The organism is Spirochaeta isovalerica, assembly GCF_014207565.1.
GTDB lineage: Bacteria > Spirochaetota > Spirochaetia > DSM-2461 > DSM-2461 > Spirochaeta_F > Spirochaeta_F isovalerica.
This window is the reverse complement of sequence record NZ_JACHGJ010000002.1, coordinates 108442-132910: the sequence shown is the minus strand read 5'-3', so window position 1 is coordinate 132910 and position 24469 is coordinate 108442. Positions and strand designations below refer to the sequence as shown.

The window sequence follows — 24469 nt, the reverse complement described above, 5'->3', positions numbered from 1 at the left end:
ATTTAAACTTTGACCTAATGCCACACGTGTGGCATTAGAATTCTTTACGAGATAAAATTGAGAGAATGGCGATATGAGGATAATAAAAGATATTAATTTCAACTGGAAATACACAGATCAGTTCAAAGAGGAATTTATTGGTGAAGATTTTGACGATAGTCATTTCTCAGAAGTCAACATCCCCCACAGCAATATAGAAGTTCCCTTTAACAATTTCCCCGAGGAGATCTATCAGTTCGAGAGCTGTTACAGAAAATCTCTGTGGATAGATAAATGGCATGATGATGAAATGGTTTTCATTCATTTCGAAGGGGTTATGACCTATGCAAAAGTCTATCTGAACGGACAGTACCTGGGGGAGCACAAAGGGGGCTATACGGGTTTCCGTATCGATCTGACTCCAGCCGCCAGATCTGAGGATTACAATCTTCTGGCAGTCTATGTCGATTCGAGGGAAAGAAGCGATATACCCCCTTTCGGCCATGTCGTCGACTACATGACATTCGGAGGAATTTACAGGGAAGTCTCACTGGAATATTGTCACAAAGTCTATATTGAATCTTCGCTTATCAAGGGCCGGAATCTGCTATCGGAAACACCCCTGATGGAAGTCGATCTGCATCTGAAAAATTCCGACGGCAGATCGGGGGTTATATCCTGCAACGGCGAACTGGTCCGGGAAAACAGGTGTGTTTTAAACTTTTCGAGAGAAATCGCTCTCAGCGGGAATGAGAATCAGCTCCACCGCTTTAACTGCAGCCTGGAGAATATCGAGCTCTGGGATATTGAGAATCCCGCCCTGTACCATCTCAATCTGACATTAACGGAAAAGGGAAAAGAAACAGGAAATTACTCTTATCGATGCGGTTTCCGGGACATATCCTACAGACCTGATGGTTTTTTCCTCAATGGGCGGAGGATTAAAATCAGAGGTCTCAACCGCCATCAGACTTACCCCTATGCCGGGAATGCCATGCCGAAGAGCGCTCAGTACAAGGATGCGGAAATACTGAAGGAGGAACTGGGAGTCAACGCCGTCCGCCTTTCCCATTATCCCCAAAGCCGGCATTTTCTCGATCGCTGCGATGAACTGGGATTGCTCGTCTTTGATGAAATTCCGGGATGGCAGCACATAGGCGATGATGACTGGAAGAAGATCTCTTTAAAAAATGTCGAAGAGATGATCAAAACAGACGGGAATCATCCCTCCATATTTATCTGGGGCGTGAGAATTAATGAATCTCAGGACGATGATGAATTTTATGCGAAAACCAATGATCTTGCCCGGAGCCTCGACAATTCCCGCCCGACGGGAGGCGTTCGCTGTTTTCCCGGCAGCAGGCTTCTGGAAGATGTCTATACTTACAATGATTTTAATCACTCCGGCAAGAATGCCGGTTTGATCAAACGGAAAAAAGCGGCTAAATCCAAAGTGCCCTATTTGATAACCGAACACAACGGCCATATGTTTCCCTCGAAAAAATTTGATAATGAAAAGCATAGAACCGATCAGGCGAAACGTCACCTCACGGTCCTGGACAGGATGTACGGAGACAGTGAAATATCCGGCGCCATAGGCTGGTCCATGTTCGACTATTACACCCATCAGGATTTCGGAAGCGGAGATAAAATCTGTTACCACGGAGTCATGGATATGTTCCGGATTCCCAAAAATGCCTCTTTTGCCTATGCCTCTCAACAGGATGAAAATCCGGTTATGTATATTTCCTCTTCCATGAACATCGGCGAAAACGAAGGTTCTCTTCTGGGAGATGTTTACATCTTTACCAACTGCGATTCTGTAAAGATGTATAAAGGCGGAAACTTTGTCAAAGAGTTCTATCCCCGGCGAGACCTCTACCCTCACCTTCCCCATCCTCCTGTGATCATTGATGATTTTCTGGGAGATGCCATTGAAAAGAATGAAACCTTTTCCCGGCGCAACGCCGCCGTCATTAAGGAGCTTATGACAAAAATCAGCAGAGAGGGATACAGCCTGGGATTGATCGATACAATCAGAATGGGACTTCTCTTCCTGAAAACCGGAATGAATTACAAAGATGCCGAAGACCTCTATACAAAGTACTTCGGCGGCTGGGGCGGTGCTGCAAACAGCTACACTTTTGAAGGGTTCATCGACGGGGAATGTGTCAAAAGGGTTGAGAAGAATCAAAATGCTCTGCCCCGACTGGTTCTTTCCGTGGACAAAACAGAACTGAGGGAAGAGGAAACCTGGGACTGTACCAGGTGCATAGTCAGCCTCGCTGACTCTTCAGGGAATATCTTTCATTACGGGAACGACGCATTCCATATTGAAACGACAGGGCCTATAGAAGTAATCGGGCCCGAAACAATCGCCCTTGTCGGCGGATCGGTCGGATTCTGGCTGAAAACCAGAGGAGAAGGGGGACAGGCTCAGGTAAAAATACATTCCGGCCGCTTCGGAACTATAGAAGAAAATCTGAATATTGAGGTACGCGGAAAATGAACCAGGCAAAAAATCCCGAAAATCTACCCCTTTGGAAAAAAATAGTGTTCGCGGCCGGTCAGTTCGGCTGGAGTCTCGGAGGATTTTCCGTGGGATCTCTGATGAATTATTTCTACTTTCCTCCGGAAACCGCTGATGGTCTCGTTTTCAGACCCTATATCTTCCAGGGAGCTGTATTCGGCGTTTTAACTATTCTCGGGCTGGCCAGCGGACTGGGCCGTGTTTTTGATGCATTCAACGACCCCTGGATAGCGGGGATCTCCGATAGACTGAAAGTTAAATTCGGCAGGAGAAGAACTTTTATGGCCATTTCGGCCTTACCGACCGCACTCCTTTCGGTACTGGTCTTTACGCCGCCGATCCAGGGGATCAGTTCTGTCAATGCTGTCTGGCTTGTGGTGACCGTGCTCCTCTTTTATCTGTCCATCACCGCCTATACGATACCCTATACGGCTCTTATCGCCGAACTGGGCCATAGCTCAAAAGACAGACTCTTTCTCAGTACGCTGACTTCCGTCGGCTGGGCTCTCGGTTTCTTTATAGGGAATTCAGTCTATGCTCTCAAAGATGTTTTTATGTCACTGGGCCTGGAGCCCGAAGGGGCTTTTCGAGCCGTTCTGATCGGATTTTCCCTTATAGGTTTTACAGCCATGATCCTCCCGGTTATTTTCATAGACGAAAACCGCTATGCCCACAGGGGGGAGTCCAAGGAAAAACCCTTTCAGGCCATTGTCAATTCTCTGAAAAATGTAAACTTCCGGATTCTTCTCCTCAGTTCTTTCAGCTACTTTCTGGCCAACACCCTTCTGGAAGCTGGGATCGTCTTTTATGTCACCATCCTGATGGGGATGCCAGAAAGCATGGCTTTTACATTAATGGCTGTCATGTTCATTCTCAGCTTTGTTCTCTATCCGTTTGTTGTAAAACTGGCCGACAGAAAAGGGAAGAAACAGCTTCTGGCTGCAGGGTTTATCGTACAGGCTTTTGTCTTTTTCCTTATCTTCCTCTGCGGAATCACAAATGGCTCGTCGTCACTTATAATCGGTTGGACAGCGATATTCATACAGGCTGTACCTTCAGCCATAACGGGGATTCTGCCCAATGCCATGGTTTCGGATATCGCCAGAGCTGACGGCATCGCAACAGGAAGTCATAAAGCCGCTTCCTTTTTTGCCTGCAACGGATTCACGATGAAACTGGCTGTCTCTGCGGGAAATTTTCTTCTTCCCTCTTTTCTTCTTCTGGGGAAAAGTGTCGACAACCCGAAAGGAGTCATAGTTTCGGCCCTTTTTTCCACGGCGGTCATGACAGGGGGGGTATATTTCCTGAGCCAATACGATGAGAGGGGAATCGAGAGACAGCTGGCTGAAGAAAAGAATCCCGCAGGAGTGCCTGTTTTATGAAATACAGCATATTTCAACGGGCCGCTATGGTTCTCATGATGGGGTTTATGACGGCAAAGTCAATCTATGCAGAAAAACCGGATGATTCCCGACCGAATGTCATTTTTATACTTGCAGACGATGCCGGGTTTGGAGATTTCGGAAGTTACGGTCAATCGGAAATTCTAACCCCCAATCTGGACAGAATGAGTGAAGAGGGAATCCGCTTTACCGATCACTATGCCGGAGCTCCGGTCTGTTCCCCTTCGAGAAGCGCCCTTCTGACCGGTCAGCATACGGGGCACACCCCCATAAGGGGCAATAAGGAGATTCAGCCCGAAGGACAGTATCCTTTGCCGGCGGAAACCGGGACTGTAGGCACAATGCTTCAGAAAGCGGGCATACAAACAGCTGCCATCGGAAAATGGGGGCTGGGCTATCCCGGCAGTTCCGGAACACCGGATAAACAGGGATTCGATTACTTCTTTGGTTACAACTGCCAGCGGCAGGCTCATGATTACTATCCCGATCACATATGGGAAAATGAAAAAAAACTGATATTGGATGGGAAGACCTACACTCATGATCTTTTTACGGAAAAGGCTCTTTCCTGGATAGAAGAGGAGAGAGATGCTCCCTTCTTCCTTTATCTGGCCTACACCATTCCCCATGCGGCACTCCAGGTTCCCGACCTGGAACCCTATCAAGAGAAAGACTGGCCCGAAAATATGAAAAAATATGCGGCTATGATCACCAGAATGGATCGGGATATAGGAAAAATACTTTCCAAACTGAAGGAACAGGGAATAGATAAAAAAACGCTTATCCTTTTCTCCAGCGATAACGGCCCCCATGCAGAAGGAGGAGCCGATCCGGCCTATTTTAAAAGCGGCGGTCCGTTCAGGGGAATCAAACGGGATCTTTACGAAGGCGGAATACGCATACCCCTTATTGCAAGATGGCCGGGCGTGATACAACCGGAGAGGGAAACAGATCATATATCGGCGTTCTGGGACTTCCTTCCCACCATAGCAGAAATCTACAGTATCCCTCTTCCGGAAGGAATCGATGGAATATCCTATCTCCCCGTACTTAAGAATCAGGAGGACAATCAAAAAGAGCACGATTACCTTTATTGGGAATTTCATGAAAACGGATGAACCCAAGCCGTCAGAATGGGAGACTGGAAAGGTGTGAGAAAGTTCGTTCGCCTTTTACCTTCCGGTCCTATTGAGCTTTATAATCTGGCAGATGATCCCGGCGAAACAAACAATATCGCCGGTGAAAACAAAGAAATCGTTTCGAAAATCGATGAACTTATGGCAGAATCGCATATCGAGAATGCCGATTTTCCTCTTCTAGGAAAAACACCATTCCGTCTGGGATTGGAAAATGGATGGCTTTTCCTTATTCCCTTTGGATTGGTTGTGTCCGCTATTGCTTTTTTCCGGAGGAAAAAAGACCGGGAAGAACAAATAAGCAAACCTGATAGAATCACTCTGTTGAGAGGGATTTCAACGGCCATTCTCGCAGGAATAAGTTTCTTCAGCCCTATGATGGTCATGGCCCCCTGGTTCTATCGGTCCGTTGCGGCAGCTGTAACAGGAATACTTGTTTACGGAGTATTGAAAGTTCTCAACAGGAATGGATTTCCCGGAGCATTTTTATTCTGGATTGCCCTGGGAGCGGTCATCCCCTCCTGGCCTTTTATTGCAGCGCTTCTGTTCTGGTTTATCGCAGGTTTAACGACATTACGATTTGACAGTTAGTTTTATCTAATGATTTAATTAAATGAGATCTATTACAGAAGAAGAGAACCAAATGCATCATTCCTCCAATTATATTATCAACAATAACGGGCTGTATGTAATGAACATGGGCGATGGGGATCCGATACTCTTCCTCCATGGCGGCCCCGGCCTCTTCCATGATTACCTCGCCGAATCGTTTAAAACTTTGTCATCGGAGTATAGACTGATTTTTTTTGATCAGCGGGGTTCAGGGAAATCACATCCGATCGATCCTGAAACAGGTATTACAATAAGCGATTTTGTATCGGACATTGAGGCTCTGAGAAAGACTTTAAAACTAAGCTCTTTTACCATTATCGGCCATTCATGGGGTGGTTTACTCGCAGCGCTTTATGCAAAACAATATGGGCAATATCTTACATCGATGATATTAATTGATCCTGCTCCGGGCAACAGCGACATGGATAAATCGGGACGGGAATTATTACAACAAAGACTGACTGATATAGACAGAACGGAAATCAAATCCATTATGGAATCAAATCCCTTTCAGTCGAGAGATCTGGAAGCCATTAACAGATTAATCCGCATAAGCGAGAAGCCTCGTTATTTTAATCAGAGCTTTGCTGAAGATAAAAAAGCATCTTTTACCTTTGAAGATATAATGAAGTTGCAGACAATCAGCAATCTTCTGGAAAAAGAACTGGATAACTACAATATCTATAATGAGCTGCGGAATATTGATACCAGAACACTAATTATCCATGGTGATTTTGATCCCATTCCTGTAGAGTCCAGCAGAAAATATTCAGAAATCCTTAATCATGCCAGATTGGAAATAATTGAGAATTGCGGGCATTTTCCCTTTGAAGAGAAGAATCAGGAGACAATTGGGCTGATAAAGGATTTTTTTGAAGAGAGCTGACTGAAAATCAATAAAAAGATTGGTTTGTAAAATGGACCGCCCCCTTCATGATCCCGCTTCAATTCCCGGACGTAAAAAAAAGGAAGAAGAAAAAGGACGGAAACCAGCATTCGAAAGGAAGCGAGTAAAACCGGATCGATTGTAGACAAACGGATAAAGATGACTGAAGCCGAAACCAGAATCTCTCCTCCCAATAGAATCAACAGCATGGGAATTTTGGGGATATCCCTCATAAAATTATTATTCCGTTCTTTCAAGTAGCTCAGCATATTCCCCGGGACCGAGCTCTGATTTCAGCTGATTAAGTCTCTCATCTCTAGTAATAATTTTGTCATCGGTTGTAATTACGGCTTTATCATCTTTCGTGTTAAAAACAAGATACCTGTTTTCCTCATCCCAGACAGGCCAGTCCAGAGGAACCGGCCTGCCCCTATCAGGAGATCCATTCCATATAAAATTCGCTGTGTAATCCATAATTGTACCGGTTAAATTTCTACGACCCTCTTCATTATGTCGATTGAAAACAAGAGAAGTGAATAATGAACCGTTTATTGTATCAAGTCCCAGAAAGAATGGTATTTCGAGAGTATGAAAAGCTCCGAGTCTTTGCCCCCTTTTTCCGGGCAGCGGACTCTCTTCCTCTTCATCCGGACTTCCCCAGTCAAAACGGTATGCATAAACCGGAGGCCCTGAATTTCTGTTTATTGCAGCGGCGATGCTGTCGACGCCTTCTTCTTTAAACCTGAGACTTCCAATTTCTGATACATATTGATAGAGGTCGCTCTTCCAATCAATAGTAGAGTCAAAGAAGAGAAACATCTTCATTTCATCCTTGTTGCTCCCGACAATCATCGGAACTTTATTGGGATAATCTCCGGTATCGAAACGGCTGAACCCTCCTTCGGGAAATACGAAACCGTCTTCAATATGATAGGGGTTATCGATCATCCCTGTAATGCCCGGTTCATAAAATTTAAAAAGGTCTTTCGGAGAGCTTTCAAGCAACAACTTCTTTATTTCTTCGGAACTTAACTGTTCCTTTTCCAGTCCGTTCTTTTCGATCAGATATGCCGCGATATCCATCGAATGTTTCTCCGCCTCACCGGTACTGACAGAACGTCTGTACCCGCTTTGAACAATGGCTTTATGAAATAAACCGTCGGCTTCCGGGCTCAGCATAAGCGCCAGGGTATTGTTGGCTCCTGCGGACTCTCCACTCAATGTTACATTACCCGGATCTCCACCGAATCCTTCGATGTTATCCCGGATCCAGCGCAGTGCCGCTATGATATCCAGAAGTCCGTAATTTCCAGAATTGTCCAGTTTATTATCTGTCTGTAAAGCGGGATGTCTGAACCATCCAAGCGGACCTAGCCTGTAATTGATTGAGACGAAAACGGCATTTGATCGCGATGCCAGCGCATAACCGAGGTAATCATCGGACGTAGAACTTCCTATTGAGTTTCCTCCTCCGTGAATCCAGACATAAACTGGTAGATTCTGCTCAAGTGTTTTCGGCCGCCAGATATTCAGATACAGACAATCCTCTTCCCCGGAAACAGGACCCTTCAGGAGAGGAATAAACTGAGTGGCCTTAGGTGCAAAACGAACCGTCTTTCTTACATCATTCCATGGCTCTACAGGTCGGGGGGCCTTCCAACGGAGATCACCTACGGGAGGAGCGGCATAGGGAATTCCTTTCCAGACCCACGTTTCATCAGAATCTTCTTCACCTTGAATCCAGCCGGCATCAAGATGAACATATTTATCTCCGTTCCATCCTGGATTTCTGTCTATTGCTTCAAGATCACTGACTTTCAGGGTCATGCAACCGGAAAAAGAAAGGAGAATCAGAAAAATGGTAAGAACAATTATCCGATTATTCATTTTTTAATTATAACATATTAAAAAACAATCGAATACTTTCTGATATTTACAACAACTCAGTTTTTTTCTTCTTCGGTTTCCTGGTTTTAAATGGCCGCATGTCAAGTTTGGAAGGAGGTAAAGGGAGTTCCATTTCAAATCCCGGAACAGTAATACGATCGATAACCTGTTTTGTCAGTCGTTCAATATCCGCCAGCGTCTTAAACTCTTCCCTGGAGACAAAAGAAATAGCCTGGCCTTTGGAACTGGCCCTGCCGGTTCTGCCTATTCTGTGGATATAGTCTTCTTTCAAATGAGGCAGATCAAAATTCACCACTAAGGGAAGACAGTTAATATCAAGCCCCCTTGCAGCCAGATCTGTTGCAACAAGTACTGTGACCTTTCCGTTTTTAAAGTCTTCCAGCGACCTTGTCCGATTCCCCTGACTTTTATTCCCATGAATGGCAGCAGCACTGAATCCGGCTTTTTCCAGTTTTTGAGCCAGATGGTCGGCTCTGTTTTTCGTCTTTGTAAATACGAGGACCTTTTCAGGCGATATATCCCCCATAAGTTGAATAAGCAGAGCTGTCTTTCTTAAATGATCAACAGGATATACCCATTGGGTAACCGACTCCACTGTTATTTCTTCGGGATTAACGGATATCTCAACCGGATTATTCACCAGTTTTCTGGCCAGAGATCGAACTTCGTCCGTAAAAGTCGCTGTGAACATCAATGTCTGTCGTTTTCGGGGAAGGAGATTCAGAATTTCCTTTATCTCTTCTGAAAATCCCAGATTCAGCATCCGGTCGGCTTCATCGAGAACCAGGTACTTGAGATCGGTAAACCTGACGGCGTTCTGCCTGTATAAATCGAGCAGCCTTCCCGGCGTCGCAACGAGTATATGCATCCCCTTTGTCATTCTGATCATCTGGGGATTGATTTTCTTCCCCCCGTATACAACGGTTGATTTCAAATCCATAAACCGGCCGTAATTTACAATACTTTCGTAGATCTGAGCCGCCAGTTCTCTGGTAGGAGCCAGCACAAGGGCTTTCATATGATTGGCCCGGGCTTCACCGCATTTATTTAATAGATCGAGAAGCGGCAGAACATAGGCAGCCGTTTTGCCTGTGCCGGTCTGGGATGCGGCCAGAATATCCCATCCCGACAGCACTACGGGGATAGTTTCAATTTGAATGGGAGAGGGTTCATCGTATTCCTGTGCTTTTACTGCTCTTTGAAGCTCTTCAGATAGTTTCAAATCAGAAAAAACAGCGGACATGGATTTATCATTGCTCATAGGGTCTCTTTCTACAGTTTTCCTTCACAATTGTATATAGCTGGCTATGGGGATCATTGTATTTGACAGATTAAGTATGATAGGTTGCCCCTTATGAAACCATTTTCCGGACTGCCCCTTTCCCAAGCCATGCTGAACAATCTTGAAACGCTGAAATACATAAACATGACCCCTGTGCAGGAGGTGTCCATACTTCCGGTTCTGGAAGGTTATGATGTTCTGGCCCAGGCGAAAACGGGCAGCGGAAAAACAGCAGCTTTCGGTATCGGCCTGTTACAGAATCTGAAGGTCAGCCGGTTCAGGGTGCAGTCGCTGGTTCTATGCCCGACGAGAGAGCTTGCCGAACAGGTCTCTGAGGAGCTGAGAAAGATTGCCCGCTTTCAACACAATATAAAGATCTTAAAAATAACAGGCGGACTGCCATTGTATAAGCAGGAACACTCACTCAGCCATGAAGCCCATATAATCGTCGGCACACCGGGTCGAGTCCTGAAACTGCTGGAAAGAGGATCTCTTTCGCTTAAAGAATTGCGTACTCTGGTGCTGGACGAAGCCGACAGAATGCTGGATATGGGTTTTATAGATCCCATAAGAGAAATTATCAGCTACGCCCCGGCGAAACGTCAGACTTTGTGCTTTTCCGCGACTTTTCCCGAAGATGTGAAAAAACTGAGCCGGTCCATACAGAACAACCCCGTCGAACTTGCCGTTGACAGGGAACACGATTCCACAGTTATAAGACAAATGTTTTATCATGCTGCCAACATGGATAAAGTTAAAGCTCTGCTCTCTCTTCTCAATCATTTCCAGCCTGGCAACGTAATCGTCTTCTGCAACACAAAAGATGTTTGCCGGAAAGTGAACAGAGCTCTTACCGATGCGGGACTTCATTCCCTCATGCTCAACGGAGACCTGGAACAGAAGGAACGGACTGAAGTGCTCATCCGTTTTGCAAACGGCAGCTGCAATGTCCTGGTGGCGACAGATGTGGCAGCCAGAGGTCTGGATATAAAAAATCTGGGCGCTGTTATCAATTACGATTTTCCCTTCGAAGGGGAAACCTATATTCACAGAATTGGCAGAACGGGGCGGGCCGGAGAAGAGGGACTGGCTCTCTCCCTGATCCAGCCCGGCGAAGATTTCAGATTGGATAAAATTCAACCCCGGTTCGAAGAGATTCCCGAAACCGATGGCGACGGGGGGCAGTTCCCCGATTCTGCTATGATTACCCTCTCCATCAACGGAGGCAGAAAGAATAAAATCAGCCCGGGGGATGTGCTCGGCGCCTTAACCTGCAGCGGAGGCATCAGCGGAGATGATGTGGGTAAAATCGACCGCCAGGACTACCTGACATTTATTGCCGTAAAAAGAACCGTTGCTTCAAAGGCTATCGAAATGCTTGAGAAAGGACAGGTGAAAGGACGCCGTTTCAAAGCGATGATCAACGACTGAGAAAGGGCTTAGATTTCTTCAGAACAAAGAGCTTCTGAAGCTGAAATAATATAGGAATTTTCCCTATATACGTGCTATACATGCTGTGATAATTTATTCAATAATGACGAGAAATGAACTGGGAGAGCTATTAAATCAGCTGAGAGAGACCGAACAATGTGACAAAAACTACTTTTGCATCAAGAATATGTTTGATGATTTAATCCAGGCTAAAATCGATGCTTTATCCTTTCAGCAGGAGTGTATTTCCCGTGAATCACAGCCCTGTAAAAAACGCAAAGAGATATCCGGTAAGTTTTATTGTCATTGCCATTTAAGGCGTCAGGTAGCTATTCATATCCAACAGATATAATGATAAAACCCTTTGGCATTCTGACGGTCTGGTTACTGTCACGTCATTCTGTTATACTCCGGGAAACAGGAAACTGTTATGCGGAGAGCCCGGAAATTCTGTTTGACTCTTCAGAATTTCACTCAGCTCATTTTCTTAGCACTTATCATGTCTTTTTCTACAGTTTTCCGGGGCGTTTTTATAAAGAAGAACAGCAGTCTTTGTATCGAACACAAGAATCAGAAATGGGGCAATAAATTGACAAAATACCGGTATATACAAACGGATTCAGAGATACAGAAGTTCAGGAGTTATTTGCTCTCTGAGCAGATTCACACTCTTGCCATGGATTTTGAAGGAGAATTTTCTCTTCACCAATACGGCGAATCATTATGTCTGATCCAGATTTTTGATGGAAAAAACTATTTCCTGATTGATCCGGTTCATATCAGCACAAGAGAGTTGAAGATGCTCCTGGAATCGACAAATATAGTGAAAATCTTTTATGACGCTCAGTCGGACAAAGCTCTTGTGTTCAAAAAATATGATATTGAGATTCAGGCGATATTGGATCTGGCCGATCCGGTATATATCCTGGAAGGACAGATTCGAGGCCTGGACGCCATGATTCAAAAGTATTTGAATATCACAATCACGCAGAAGAAAAAATTCCAGAAGCATAACTGGACGATCCGTCCCATTGCGGAAGAGGCTCTGGAATATGCTCTGAAGGATGTTCAGTACCTTTTTAAACTCAAGGATGAATTAATGGAGCAGCTCAGCCGGAGAGGGTTGCTCGAAGACTATATCCGCAGGCTGGTGACCAGGGACAATAAAGTTAAGATAAACCCCATACCTGGAATAAAAAGAAAAAAAGAGTACAAAAAACTGACGAAAGAGCAGAAGCGCACTTTCGATTCTCTCTACGAAATAAGAGAAAAGTATGCCGAGAAATTGAATTGGCCACCCAATAACGTAATAAGCAACAGCCTTCTCCATAAAATAGCGACGGGAGGCGAAACGCTTGAAAGGTCAATTCATGATAAAGTTCCCCGTAAATTCAGGATCGACATTCTCCGTGAATTCAAAGAATGAAAGACCAAACCGGTTCCGAAACGTTGACATTAGCCCCAATAGGACATATAGTCTCTTCACAGTCTGATATTTTTATACGTAGAACCGCTCTATTGTTTCAAAGTTACTAAGTCATTTGTTTCCTGTCATCAATTCACGTTTCCTGCAATTTCAATAATCATTCAGTAAATAATCAATCATAACCGGAAAATCCCGGAACAGGAGACTCTATGTCGAAAAAAATTTATGTAGGCAACCTCAGTTGCAATATCACAGAGAACAATCTGACCAACCTCTTTACCCAGTACGGTGAAGTTTTATCTGCCAATATCATCACCGATCGTCGGACCAACAAATCGAAAGGTTTCGGGTTTGTCGAAATGGAAGATGTCAATGCTGCGGAAACAGCGATTTTTGCTTACAACGGACTGGATTTCGATGGCCAGAATTTACGAGTCAACGTAGCAGAATCCGGAAATTAGGCAGAAGGACCTCCGCTTAAGGCCGATCAGCTGACTTTTTCCGCTTGCGCTTTTTAAGAGAAACGAGACTGGTTAGCAGCCATCCGAGAAAAATCCCCGAGACAAAAAATATCATCATTATCAGATACTGGGGGAGAGCGAGTGTCCAGTTTAAGAAATTGATTTGGCTCATATCTCCGTTTTGAAAAAAGAAGATAACACAAATTAAACCGATAATGAGTCCGAAAACAAATTTTACCATATTGTCATTTGCTCCTTTGATTATAATAATTCTATGCTTAAAATGTATTTATTTCAAAAAGGTTAGAAGAATCAGAGTATAATAACAGGGGGAGTCTATGGATTTTACAAATGAATGGGATCTACGCCGCCTCGCTGTGATACTTCATGATTCCAATGACGCGATAACTGTTCAAGACCTGTACGGGGAGATTCTGGCCTGGAACAAAGGGGCTGAAAAGATGTACGGCTATTCAGAAAAGGAAGCTCTTCAGATGAATATCTCTCAAATCGTACCGCTTCAAAAGCAGGCTGAAATGCTTAATTATCTAAACCTTATCAGATCGGGGGAGTATATTGAATCATTCGAATCTACAAGAGAAACAAGAGACGGAAGAGTACTCGACGTTTGGCTTTCGATCACTTGTCTTAAAGATAATTCAGGGAATATCACTTCAATTGCCACAACGGAAAGAGATATTACTCACATAAAGGAAAAAATCGAAAGGCAGGAGCAACGCACTAAAATTCTGGAAGGGCTTCTCCCGATATGCAGCAAATGTAAAAAAATAAAAGACAGTGAAGGGGAATGGCAGGAACTGGAAACATATATCGAAAAACATTCTGAAGCCTTGTTCACACACGGTCTCTGCCCGGAATGCGAGATAACCCTCTACGGCTCCAACAAATGGTTTGAAAAAAAATAGAAAATATATTTTTCTGATTATATTTGGTATTCTCTTCTTTTGTGAGTAACTTATAAAGAAGGTGCTCCTAATCTAATGGAATAGATCCGGCTTGTCATTTATGAAAATCCACTAATTATGAGTTGAAAGTCATGGTACTTAAGAAACGAAGATTATTAAGGATTATCATTCCCCGTTTTCCCCATTTCAATATATATACGAATGCCTCTAAAGTGACGACAAGCATCGGCCCTCTTCTGGTAGCAACGAATGCTGTGAGACTTGACTGCTGGGATGCGGAAGTGATTGATGAGAACAATCTCCACGGCAAGTTCTTTCCCCAAAACAGCAGGGGGGAACTTGATCATAAGAAGCTGCAGGAGGAAACCCCGGCAGAGATTGTCGGATTCTATGGTTCCATTTCATCATCAATTCCCAGATTGTATGAACTGGCCCGACTTTATAAATCGATGGGAGCGCTAACCATAGCAGGCGGAAAGCATATTGAGAACCTTCCCGTTGAAGCTCTGAAAAGCGGGCTCGATTATGTATTCTTCGGAGAAGCAGAAATAAGCATCAGGAAATTTCTGGAGAATATCGACAGTATCGATTCCCGGAATACCGTAAAAGGAATCGGGTATCTCAGGAATGGACTTCTGGAAAGAAACGGGAACAGGTCGGAACCCGATGAACTGGACAAGCTGCCGGTGCCCGATTATCATCTTCTGCGATTCGCCAGCATGAAAATATTCCCGATAATCAGCACCAGGGGATGCAATATGAATTGTGAATTCTGCGCCGTGAAAGGCCGATCCCGAAGCTGTTCCCCTGAATATCTGATAAATACAGTTAGATATCTTGTGGAAACATACAATGCCAGAGAATTCTTTGATGTGAGCGATCATTTCGCCTCGAACATGGAAAGGGCAATACGATTCCTGGAACTCTTCGCTCTATACCAGCAATCAATCGGAAAAAAATTATCTCTGACGATACAGACCAGGCTGACCGATGCCAGATCGGAAAACTATCTGAGAGCTTTAAAAAAAGCCGGAGTCTCCATGGTCTGCATCGGCTATGAGTCTCCTGTCGACAGCGACCTGAAGCAAATGAATAAAGGCTACCACTCTGAAGAGATGCTGAGGCTTACCCGTTCATTCAAGCGTCAGGGCGTCCGGATTCACGGCATGTTCATTTTCTCCTATCCGCGGAACAACGCTACCCCTCCGCCCTATTCTCTGGCAGAATATGAAAAAACCTTCTGGAAATTCATAAAAAACAGCCGGATTGACTCTTTGCAGCTTCTGCTGGCCATCCCGCTCCCCGGAACAGACTTGAGGAAGAGACTTCAAAAGAACAACCAGCTCTTTCCAATAGAACAGATAGGATGGCAATATTATGACGGCCAGTATCCCTTGTATTTCCAGAACAGAATATATTCTCCCGAGAAGATTCAGAAAGCAATGGGAAATCTTATGAAAAGATTCTATAAAAGGGGGTTCCTGGCGAGATGCATCAAAAATATTATAATCGACTTCCCGCTGATTATCTTCCCTTCTGTTTTGACGATATTAAGCGGAAGAATTACATACATCCAGAAAGCATTCCGTTTCTGGCATTCCCGGCTGTTCAGCAATAACGCCATATGTTTTGGCGGTCTTCTCATTCTGAAAGGCTGGTTCAAAAATTACCGCAAAGGGAATTTCCCCGATTTACTCAGGAAAGCGGAAAATACTCTTTTTCAGAAGTAAGATCCACCTGTTGGTGATAAATCCCCGCGTATCAGCAGATTTCAACTATAATGAACTTAATGGCATATATTAATGGATTTGAGGGTGTAAAGAATATTGCTCATCCTAAAATCTCCGGAGATCTTCTGGAAATCATTTGTTCGGGAGGGGATGCCTCAGAAATCCAGAAAAGAGATATAGAAAAGATTTCCCAGAATCTCGGAAGCCGGTACTATCCTGAAATCCTCTTTTTACTGACATATACGGAAGTTGACGATCCCACTCTGGCGGAAAAAATATGCCTTAGCATTTCATCTCATCGGAAAAACATGGAAACGAGGCTCGGAAGGCCGATTCGGCTTGAACTCGCGGCGATGGACTATGTTGACTCAGCTGATCTGGAAGACAAACCTATCATGGAAAATATGGGAAATTTCATAAGGCAAATGGCAAGACAGGCTATTACGGACAGCAAGACCAAAGCTTTCTCTGCTGAGCAGCTCTTAATCGATATGCAGAAGGAAATCGATCGCGCTTACAGATACGGCATAACATTTTCCATAATTCTGATAGATCTGGATAAATTCAAAGACATCAATGACTCCTACGGACACCAGACCGGCGACCATGTTCTGCAGTTTTTTGCTTCTCTGATAATTGGTAATCTCAGGAAACTGGATAACCTGTACCGCTTCGGAGGAGATGAATTTATCGTCCTGCTTCCCCAGACAAATATTAAAGGTGCCGGAAGGATTTCACGCAAATTACTTGAGCTGCTGAACAAGACTCCCTGCGGAGAGATAGAAAAAAGCATATCCGTCAGCATGGGCGTCGCAGCTTACGGCAGCAGTTACAGCAACAATTATGAGAAGTTGATCGGCGCCGCTGATCAAGCCCTTTATAAAGCCAAGGCCGGGGGAAGAAATCTGATTGCTCTTTCCAGGGATGGTAAAAGCGAAATTCTTGCGCAGAATGGAGAAACTGCTCCATCCGAATACCAAAAGGGTAATCTTAAAATCAATTGCGAGACAATAGTTTCGGGCTGTGCAATAGGTAATATTTTTATTTACAGAGACATTATTTCCAATCAGATCAGTCAGTACGATATCAAACCGGAAGAGTCGCAGATTGAACTGGAGAGGATAAGAAGGGCGATTAATTCGGTTATCGATGATTTGACCAGGATGCAGAGCTCGATCGAAAAGGAAATTAACAGGGAGCATGGAGCCATCTTTCTCGTTCATAAATTGATTTTACAGGACAGTTCATTATTCATTGATATTGAAAACGAGCTGAACGAACAATTATTAAATGGCGAAATCATTGTCAGGGATATATTCCGAAGACTGGAAAAGCGGTTTCTTCTCTTCGAAGACAAGGAAAGATCGGAAAAGGCAAAGGATATCAGGGATATCGCCGGAAGGGTCATAAAAAAACTGCAGGGCAGAGAAGACAATATCCTCTCCTCTCTGCCTCCAGACACGATTCTGGTTTCCAGAAGGCTTTTACCTTCCGATACGGTTTTCCTCGACAGAAAAAACGTAAAAGCGATTATAACCGTTGAAGGAAGCCGGGGCTCCCATTCGGCGATTCTGGCCCGGGCGCTCAATATTCCCTATGTGACAATCCAGGATAAAATCGAAATGCTGCCCAATCTCAAACAGGCTATTGTGGACAGCGACGAAAACACCTGCATTATCAATCCCGATGGCCGTTTGATCGAGGAATACAGGAATCGAATCCTATTGCATGAATCCTCCCGCGCCCGGCATATGGCGCCCGGCAAACCTCTTGAGTATAGGAAACATAAAATATCGCTCCTGGCCAATGTCTCCAGCAGGGAAGAGGCAATCGCCGCATCGGATTCGGGAGCTGATGGTATAGGCTTGTTCCGTATGGAGAATATTTATTTGACCAGCAGAACCATCCCCGACGAGCGCTTTCTTCTGAAACAGTTTGAAGAGATTTTCAGTCATATGATTGTGAAAGAGATTACAATTCGCCTGGTTGACATTGGCTCGGACAAAACACCCGCTTATCTGGATTTCAAAAACGAGATCAACCCCGCTCTGGGACTGAGGGGAATCCGATTTTTACTGAAACACAGAAATCTGCTTCAGACCCAACTGGAAGCCTGTATCCGGTTTAACAGGAAAGTGCCGATAAAGATTCTGCTGCCCATGGTCTCTGTCCCTTCGGAAGTTATAGAGGTTCGCGAAATAGTAAGCGGAATAAAAGGCGGAGAAAAAATTCCTGTCGGCGCTATGATAGAAACACCGGCAGCCGTATTCAACTTTGATTCCATTCTGGAAACCTCAGATTTTATCAGTATCGGAACCAATGATCTTTTTCAGTACACGATGGCGGCGGACAGGGAAAACAAAGCCGTAGCCGGATATTTCGACATGGGATTTGAGACTCTATACGGTTCCATTAAAGGAATGATAGAGAAGTCGCGGGATGCTGTAAAGGATTGCACGATCTGCGGAGAGATAGCCGGAGACAGGGAATACATTTCATCTATATTAAAAATCGGTTTGACACGATTCAGCGTGTTGCCGAATCTGATCCCCCAGGTCAGAGAGGAAATAATGAAATGCAATCTGCAAAAGTAGTTTTTTCCCAGGCACGCAGGCCATGAAAATGACATATTCCTTGACAATTAACGCTACATGGACATAAACTTTATTATAGTTTTTGCATTCCACTTCATTATCAAACATATTCTACTTGTTAGATTACAGTAATTTTTAAGTCTGCAATCATTACTCACTGCCAAATGGATATATATAGAAAAAACAGGAGAGAATATGGGTAACACTCAGGAAAAAATAAAGAGAACAGTATTATCGCGAATCAGAAGCAATAAAAATATCAATGACCCTTCACATGTTTCAGTTGAAATTAAAACTTCCGGATTTCTTTTTTGGAAAAAAAATGAGATTCACGTAACCGGCCGGGTCGATCTGGATATTGAAAAAAAGGAAATCGATGAGATTATCGAATCCGAAGCTCACGGTATGATTATACACAACACTCTGCGCGTTAAAAAAAGCTGATATAAGAGATAACAACCGGAGCAAAAACCGCCGGTTCCGATCTTACCAATATATAATTGGAAAAGAGCGGACCGGTAATTTCTCACTTGACATCAATCTATGCTCCTCTTCAAAATTACGGTTCTTTACCTATCTGAGAGTTAAGCGATTCCGATTGCTCGGTAAGAGACTTGGCCATTTCCAGGATTTGAGAAGAAGCTTGAACTATGCTCGAAGACTCTTTCACAATATCATCGGCTTCACTATTAAGCTTTCGGGAAGTCTCTCTGCCTTCTGAAATCTTACCGGAAATGGTAAGGATATCTCGATCGGCAACTCGTACCGATTCCATGACATTGGTTGTCAGTTCGCTGAGACTGGTTGTGGCCCGAAGGATTTCATCGCTGCCGTTATCCAGCTCTCTGGTGCTGGAAGCTATTTCTTTCATGGCGTTTGAGACCTGTGTCACTTCATTCTGAATTTCGGAAAATGAGACTTCCGTCTGGGAGACTTGCGTGCCTGTGGCTTCTATACTGCCGATCAGCTCTTTCAGGTTGTCCGCGATGTCTTTTGCATTGGCGGAACTGTTTTCCGCAAGTTTCCGGATTTCATCGGCGACAACGGCAAAGCCCCGTCCCGTATCACCGGCATGGGCGGCTTCTATAGCGGCATTCATAGCCAGAAGATTCGTTTGGGCGGCTATGCTGCTGATAAGTCCCGTAATCTCCCGTATTCCGCCGATCCTTTCCACGACATCGCGGAAAGACGTCTCGGTCTGCTTGATCATCTGGGCCCCGTTGACAGAACTTGACATCAGCGATTCGACACTGCTGTTCCGCGACTCTATAACCTTGGAGACATTGCCGATAGATGCGACCATCTCCTCAATGGCCGCGGCGGACTGGGTAACATTGGCACTCTGCTCCTCCGCCCTTTGCGACAGCAAACTCATGCTTTCCTCCAGTTGAGAAAGGGAGGAAACCATGGATTCAAATATGTCCCTCTGTTCAGATGTAAGCCCCTGGATGCCCTCTACGAGACCACCGATCCTGCTCGTGGCGCTCTGGGTTGATTCCACCTCGGCCTTCAGCCCTCTGGTATTGTTCAACTGATCGGCGGCTTCTTTCATAATGCGGCTTAATTGCTGTCGGTTTTCTTCGCTGAGAGCGAACTGCCGTTGCGCATCATCGCTTACGGAATTAAAAATCCTCTTGATCTGAAACAGAACCAGAACGCATATGATATAGGTAAATCCGGCTATATCAATCTGGGACAACAAGGGGAAATCAACCGTTGCGGCCTGTCCGCTGAAAACGACAAAAAATATGTACCCCCAGAACGTGATTGCCGATGCAATGAGATAGGTGATAAAAACCCGGGTCTGCCGGATGAGAAAAGCGACCAGAACCAGCACAGTCAAATGAAGCAATGCGTACTGGGGAAAAACCAATGCGTTATTATAGCCCTGGAGGAAAACCTGATTTAAAAACATGACTATGGAAGCGGCAAGAAGTAAAAGCCTTACGGAAAAATCATAGCGCCCTTTGAAAAGCAAAACTAAAGAGAAGAGGAAAATTCCCGCAAGAAATAAAATTGCTGCGCCCTGCACAGGCTGACGCGATGCGAATTGCACGATAGACAAAGGCAGAAGCAGTATGGCGACGACCGATTCGAGAATCGCAGCGACCGGAGCCTTGAGTTTTATTTCATAGGAAGAATCTGAGTAGGCTTTCAATTTAATTGACATATTTAAATCACTCCTGAATAGAATTATAGTCCAGGAGATTTTGCCATGCAAAAGGAAAAGAGACTTCTTTTCTCATACTGTAAAGACCAACTTCAAGAAAAAACTCCCTGATGTTCTGTTTGGTGGAAAAATAGATTTCATCCTTTTAAAACAGCATAAAAAAAACTATGTTTGACTTAGCGACCCTTTATCGGAGATGTCAAAATGAAAGAAATAATCAGCAATCTAAAACCCCTCGATTTTCACTGGAAAACCTATGATCCTTTTTTGTTCTGCGCTCATCATTACGATCATTTTCCAAAAGGGAATGATCAACAGGGCCCCGATGCATCGCTCCGGGACAGGCTTATGGGAAATGATTTCACAATTAAAGATGGTTGGAGAATGTACCACGGCAGGAATGTCCCCGGCTTTCCCGTGCATCCTCACAGAGGTTTCGAGACAGTAACCATTGTACTTGAAGGCTTTGTGGACCACTCCGATTCGCTTGGCGCCGGCGGCCGTTATGGTCAGGGAGATGTCCAATGGATGACCGCCGGGAGCGGAATCCAGCATAGCGAGATGTTTCCCTGTATTTTCAAAGACAAGCCCAATACCCTTCATCTTTTTCAGGTTTGGCTGAACCTGCCCCGAAAATCCAAGTTTGTGGAACCCTATTACAGGATGTTCTGGAATGAGGACATTCCTGTCCTGCAGGAGATCGATGAGAGGGGAAATAAAACTTCCATTCGCATTATTGCCGGTTCTCTAAATGAGGAGAAAGCCCTCTCTCCCCCACCTGATTCCTGGGCCAGTGATCCAGCAAACAATGTTGCCATTTGGATAATTACAATTGAACCCGGAGCCCGGTGGAATCTCCCGGAAAATACTTCAGGAGCAGAAAGAGCCCTTTATTATTATAAGGGAAAAGGATTAAAAACCGGGGATACGGATATACCGGAAAATCATTCTTTTACGACGGAATCCGAATCTTCTCTTTGCTTAGAGAATACAGATTCTGAAAATGAGAGCTGTTTACTTCTTCTTCAAGGGATTCCGCTGAATGAGCCCGTTGTCCAGAGCGGACCTTTTGTCATGAATACGGAAGATGAAATCTACCAGACATATTCAGACTATCGGGAGACCCAATTCGGGGGCTGGCCATGGGACAGCCCGGAACCGGTACACGGACTTGAGACATTCCGGTTTGCCCGGTTTGCCGATGGGAGGATTGAAAAAAGAGACTGATCTCAAAGGGAAATCCTCTGGTTAACAGGTTGTTTTTCTGCTATACTCCGGGAATCATCGGAGGTGCTTTTGCATTTAATATTATCTTTGCTCTATTGGATGATTGCAATTCCGGCCATCGTGCTCGTAATGTTTCCCCTGTCTTTTTCAGTCTGGTGTCTTACAGTACTTTTTGACAAACGATTGCGTTTGCTCCAGTTTATTGCCAATATCTGGGGCTCTCTGTTTATCTGGCTAAATCCATTTGTCTCCGTTGAAATTACCGGGAAAGAGAATATTGATCCGAAAAAAACATATATAATTACACCTAATCATTCATTTCTCCTGGACATTCCGGCGCTTCATCTTCTCTTTATCCATTTTAAATGGATTTCCAAGGCATCCTTGCGGCGGGTTCCATTTATAGGGTGGAATATGGTCCTCAATAAAACGATTTTTATTAATCGTACCGATCAGAAAAGCCAGTTAAAAATGATGCGGTCCTGCGAAGAGAATCTGGCCCTTGGAAATTCGATAATGATTTTTCCGGAGGGAACGAGAAGCAGAGGACAGGGGCTGGGGAAATTCCTTGACGGAGGGTTTCTTCTCGCTAAAAAAATGAAATGCGACATACTCCCTGTGGCATTGACCTATTCAGAAACCGAAATTATAAAAGGCTTTATTTTTACGAAATTCCTCAAGATTAAAGTGGAAGTTCTTAAAGCGATTCCCAGTGATGAGTTTAAAAAAACCAGAGAGCTAAGGGATAACGTTAAGATGAGGATAGAGTCTGTTCTACAGAAGCAGAGGGCAGAGACGATCACATTATAGCACTAAAAGCTGATAGGAATTAACCCGGACTCGTTGACATTTAAAACTGAAACATTTATAGTGAAGCATACAGTTTGATAATTTTTATCTGTAGAACCGTTATATTGTTTTCAAAGTTACTGATTTTATTTGTTTCCTGTCTTCAATTCCCGATTCCCACAAATTCAATAATCATTCCGTAAAAATCATTAAAACCCGGAAAAAATCCGGAACAGGAGACAATATGTCAAATAAAATTTATGTAGGTAATCTTAGCTGGAATACTGGAGATCAGGAACTGGGCGATTGTTTTGCTCAGTATGGCGAGGTACTCTCTGCCAGAATCATCATTGACAGGAACACTAACCGGTCAAAAGGATTCGGATTTATTGAAATGGCTGAAAGCAGTGCAGCTGAAGCGGCAATTTCCGCCTTGAACGGAACGGAACTTGACGGACGTAATATCAGAGTCAACGAAGCTGAAGACAGAGAAAATAACCGGGGAAATAACCGTCGGTACTAATTAACTCCCGAAAATAAAAAAGGATCTTAAGGGTCCTTTTTTTTATATTTAATCTTCAGATAGGAGGCCGTTAATGGCCAGGCATAATTACTCATCTGACAAACGTCAGAAAGAAATAAAACGACAGAAACGCCAGGAAGAAAAGAGATTGCGCAAAGAGCGCAAGGGAACCGAAGAAGGCGAAAGGGATGAACAGGATCTTATAAATGGATATCTGGGTATAGAACCTGAAACCGAACAAGTCGAAGCGGCTTATGAGAATACAAATCAGGACTGATTATCAGTCCTTTATTGAGCCGTTTCAAAAAATCATATGAAAGGATTGAAAAGAGCTCCGTCAATAGCCCCTGAAGAGACTAAAGGACAAAGACTTTTCTCCTTGCAATCCCATTCTTCCTGTCTATCAGAAATCCAGCGAAAACCTATAACCACAACGCTTTTCCTTATATTCATCTGTTGATCAGAGCTGTTATTTTCTGACAGTTTTCTCATGTGCTGTTATCAACTGATCGATTATATCGACTTCTGAACCATTGATTGCCGAACTGTATCCGTTATACTTAGTATATGGATTTATCAAGACTTAATAATGATATCATAACAGTTACAGACCTTCTGGTGCGGTGCATCATCGGAATAAACGATGAAGAGCGAATCAATAAACAGGATGTGCTGATTAATATTGAAATGTCGGGAGATTTTAAAAAATCCGCTATCTCCGACTCTATCGACGATGCGTTAAACTACAAAAGTATAACAAAAAAGATAATCCGCTTTGTGGAATCGTCATCTTTCCAGCTTATTGAAACAATGGCCGAAAAGATTGCCGGTCTCTGCCTCGAGGATATTCACTGCCGTTCAGTCAAGGTCCGGGTTGAGAAGCCGGGGGCCTTGCGGTTTACCAGGAATGTGGGAGTCTCAATCGAAAGGGAGCGGAAGAGTCAGACTTTCATTGTTGGAATCAGCGGGAATATTTCCCCCCTGATCTACCTCCCCGCAGCAATAAGAAAACTACATAACATTGCAGGAATTCGCATCAGCGACACTTCTCCTGTCTATATTACAACTCCGGAAAAGCAGAAAAATCAATCGCCCTATCGTAATGGAGCCGTTGCACTTGAAACGGAAATGCCGAAATCTGAATTGAATAGTCTACTCAAAGCGATTGAATCGGACTGCGGAAGAACCAGAGGCAGCGATCCATACGAATCGCGGACAGTCGATCTGGACATTCTTGTCGAAAACGGACGCGTTATTCATGAAGATGTAAAGAGCCGATGGTATCTTCAGGCATTGATATCCGGGCTTACGGGTATTGTTCCTTCGGAATTGAGCAGCATTCCCGAAAACCCGGAGATAGATACCGTTCTGACTGAAATATTCAGGAATTTTTGAAAGAAGAGCTGTTGCGGAGCACTATCTGACTTGTCTAAAACTGACCTGTCAGAACATCACA

The 24469-nt window shown here is 44.2% G+C and carries 22 protein-coding genes; 17 read left to right on the top strand and 5 right to left on the bottom strand.

Translation table 11 applies throughout. From position 1 onward, the window contains the following. Positions 1 to 73 precede the first annotated feature (73 nt). Genes HNR50_RS05500 through HNR50_RS05485 form a run of 5 tightly spaced genes read left to right on the top strand, consistent with a single transcriptional unit; the run spans position 74 to position 6546 of the window. Positions 74 to 2488, top strand: a complete 2415-nt coding sequence (locus HNR50_RS05500; RefSeq protein WP_184744705.1) for a glycoside hydrolase family 2 protein — start codon at positions 74 to 76, stop codon at positions 2486 to 2488. Next, a complete protein-coding gene (locus HNR50_RS05495) occupies positions 2485 to 3891 on the top strand; it encodes an MFS transporter (protein ID WP_184744703.1) in 1407 nt (468 codons plus the stop codon). Before HNR50_RS05500 ends, HNR50_RS05495 begins: the two co-directional genes overlap by 4 nt. Next, positions 3888 to 5030, top strand: coding sequence for an arylsulfatase (locus HNR50_RS05490; protein WP_221439812.1), 1143 nt, complete (start codon positions 3888 to 3890; stop codon positions 5028 to 5030). The genes HNR50_RS05495 and HNR50_RS05490 overlap by 4 nt, the downstream gene beginning before the upstream one ends. A gap of 33 nt (positions 5031 to 5063) precedes the next feature. Then, positions 5064 to 5639 carry a hypothetical protein gene (locus HNR50_RS22165; protein ID WP_221439811.1) on the top strand — a complete coding sequence of 192 codons (576 nt, stop codon included), beginning with the start codon at positions 5064 to 5066 and terminating at the stop codon, positions 5637 to 5639. Positions 5640 to 5661: 22 nt separating this feature from the next. Beyond that, on the top strand, positions 5662 to 6546 hold the full coding sequence (locus HNR50_RS05485; protein ID WP_184744701.1) for an alpha/beta fold hydrolase: 885 nt from the start codon (positions 5662 to 5664) through the stop codon (positions 6544 to 6546). Here the strand turns inward: HNR50_RS05485 and HNR50_RS05480 are convergent. Genes HNR50_RS05480 through HNR50_RS05470 form a run of 3 tightly spaced genes read right to left on the bottom strand, consistent with a single transcriptional unit; the run spans position 6501 to position 9715 of the window. Continuing rightward, positions 6501 to 6779: a hypothetical protein gene (locus tag HNR50_RS05480; protein WP_184744699.1), complete on the bottom strand. Its 279-nt coding sequence runs from the start codon at positions 6777 to 6779 to the stop codon at positions 6501 to 6503. The two genes, HNR50_RS05485 and HNR50_RS05480, sit on opposite strands and share 46 nt — an antisense overlap. Before the next feature lie 7 nt (positions 6780 to 6786). After that, positions 6787 to 8433 (bottom strand): carboxylesterase/lipase family protein, encoded by a 1647-nt coding sequence (locus HNR50_RS05475; RefSeq protein WP_184744697.1) that lies wholly within the window; start codon positions 8431 to 8433, stop codon positions 6787 to 6789. Between the two features lie 46 nt (positions 8434 to 8479). Then, a complete protein-coding gene (locus HNR50_RS05470; protein WP_221439810.1) occupies positions 8480 to 9715 on the bottom strand; it encodes a DEAD/DEAH box helicase in 1236 nt (411 codons plus the stop codon). Positions 9716 to 9808: 93 nt separating this feature from the next. Here HNR50_RS05470 and dbpA point away from each other — a divergent pair, with 93 nt between their 5' ends. The 3 genes from dbpA (at position 9809) to HNR50_RS05455 (ending at position 13054) form a co-directional block, all read left to right on the top strand. After that, positions 9809 to 11167 (top strand): ATP-dependent RNA helicase DbpA, encoded by a 1359-nt coding sequence (dbpA, locus tag HNR50_RS05465; RefSeq protein WP_184744695.1) that lies wholly within the window; start codon positions 9809 to 9811, stop codon positions 11165 to 11167. 430 nt (positions 11168 to 11597) lie between these two features. Beyond that, entirely contained in the window at positions 11598 to 12593 is a 996-nt protein-coding gene (locus HNR50_RS05460; RefSeq protein ID WP_184744693.1) for a ribonuclease D, read from the top strand. A 209-nt stretch (positions 12594 to 12802) separates the two neighbouring features. Then, on the top strand, positions 12803 to 13054 hold the full coding sequence (locus tag HNR50_RS05455; protein WP_184744691.1) for an RNA recognition motif domain-containing protein: 252 nt from the start codon (positions 12803 to 12805) through the stop codon (positions 13052 to 13054). A 16-nt stretch (positions 13055 to 13070) separates the two neighbouring features. On the opposite strand, the gene HNR50_RS22820 is transcribed toward HNR50_RS05455, so the two are convergent. After that, positions 13071 to 13226 carry a LapA family protein gene (locus tag HNR50_RS22820; protein WP_425506739.1) on the bottom strand — a complete coding sequence of 52 codons (156 nt, stop codon included), beginning with the start codon at positions 13224 to 13226 and terminating at the stop codon, positions 13071 to 13073. A 166-nt stretch (positions 13227 to 13392) separates the two neighbouring features. Here HNR50_RS22820 and HNR50_RS05445 point away from each other — a divergent pair, with 166 nt between their 5' ends. The 4 genes from HNR50_RS05445 (at position 13393) to HNR50_RS05430 (ending at position 18748) form a co-directional block, all read left to right on the top strand. Next, positions 13393 to 13980, top strand: a complete 588-nt coding sequence (locus HNR50_RS05445; protein ID WP_184744686.1) for a PAS domain-containing protein — start codon at positions 13393 to 13395, stop codon at positions 13978 to 13980. Between the two features lie 131 nt (positions 13981 to 14111). After that, complete coding sequence (locus tag HNR50_RS05440) at positions 14112 to 15710, top strand: B12-binding domain-containing radical SAM protein (RefSeq protein WP_184744684.1); 1599 nt, start codon at positions 14112 to 14114, stop codon at positions 15708 to 15710. A gap of 59 nt (positions 15711 to 15769) precedes the next feature. After that, positions 15770 to 18304 (top strand): phosphoenolpyruvate--protein phosphotransferase, encoded by a 2535-nt coding sequence (ptsP, locus tag HNR50_RS05435; protein ID WP_184744682.1) that lies wholly within the window; start codon positions 15770 to 15772, stop codon positions 18302 to 18304. Positions 18305 to 18499: 195 nt separating this feature from the next. After that, a complete protein-coding gene (locus tag HNR50_RS05430) occupies positions 18500 to 18748 on the top strand; it encodes a hypothetical protein (protein WP_184744680.1) in 249 nt (82 codons plus the stop codon). A 115-nt stretch (positions 18749 to 18863) separates the two neighbouring features. On the opposite strand, the gene HNR50_RS05425 is transcribed toward HNR50_RS05430, so the two are convergent. After that, the gene (locus HNR50_RS05425; protein ID WP_184744678.1) at positions 18864 to 20474 is read right to left on the bottom strand and encodes a methyl-accepting chemotaxis protein; all 1611 of its coding nucleotides are present in this window, start codon (positions 20472 to 20474) and stop codon (positions 18864 to 18866) included. A 204-nt stretch (positions 20475 to 20678) separates the two neighbouring features. Between HNR50_RS05425 and HNR50_RS05420 the strand changes: the two genes are divergently transcribed. From HNR50_RS05420 to folB, 5 genes are all read left to right on the top strand, one after another. Next, complete coding sequence (locus HNR50_RS05420) at positions 20679 to 21701, top strand: pirin family protein (RefSeq protein WP_184744676.1); 1023 nt, start codon at positions 20679 to 20681, stop codon at positions 21699 to 21701. Between the two features lie 69 nt (positions 21702 to 21770). Then, complete coding sequence (locus HNR50_RS05415) at positions 21771 to 22511, top strand: lysophospholipid acyltransferase family protein (RefSeq protein WP_221439809.1); 741 nt, start codon at positions 21771 to 21773, stop codon at positions 22509 to 22511. 223 nt (positions 22512 to 22734) lie between these two features. Further along, positions 22735 to 23013: an RNA recognition motif domain-containing protein gene (locus HNR50_RS05410; protein WP_184744672.1), complete on the top strand. Its 279-nt coding sequence runs from the start codon at positions 22735 to 22737 to the stop codon at positions 23011 to 23013. Between the two features lie 73 nt (positions 23014 to 23086). Beyond that, positions 23087 to 23290 (top strand): hypothetical protein, encoded by a 204-nt coding sequence (locus HNR50_RS05405; RefSeq protein WP_184744670.1) that lies wholly within the window; start codon positions 23087 to 23089, stop codon positions 23288 to 23290. A gap of 290 nt (positions 23291 to 23580) precedes the next feature. Continuing rightward, positions 23581 to 24408 carry a dihydroneopterin aldolase gene (folB, locus tag HNR50_RS05400; RefSeq protein ID WP_184744668.1) on the top strand — a complete coding sequence of 276 codons (828 nt, stop codon included), beginning with the start codon at positions 23581 to 23583 and terminating at the stop codon, positions 24406 to 24408. Positions 24409 to 24469: the final 61 nt, after the last annotated feature.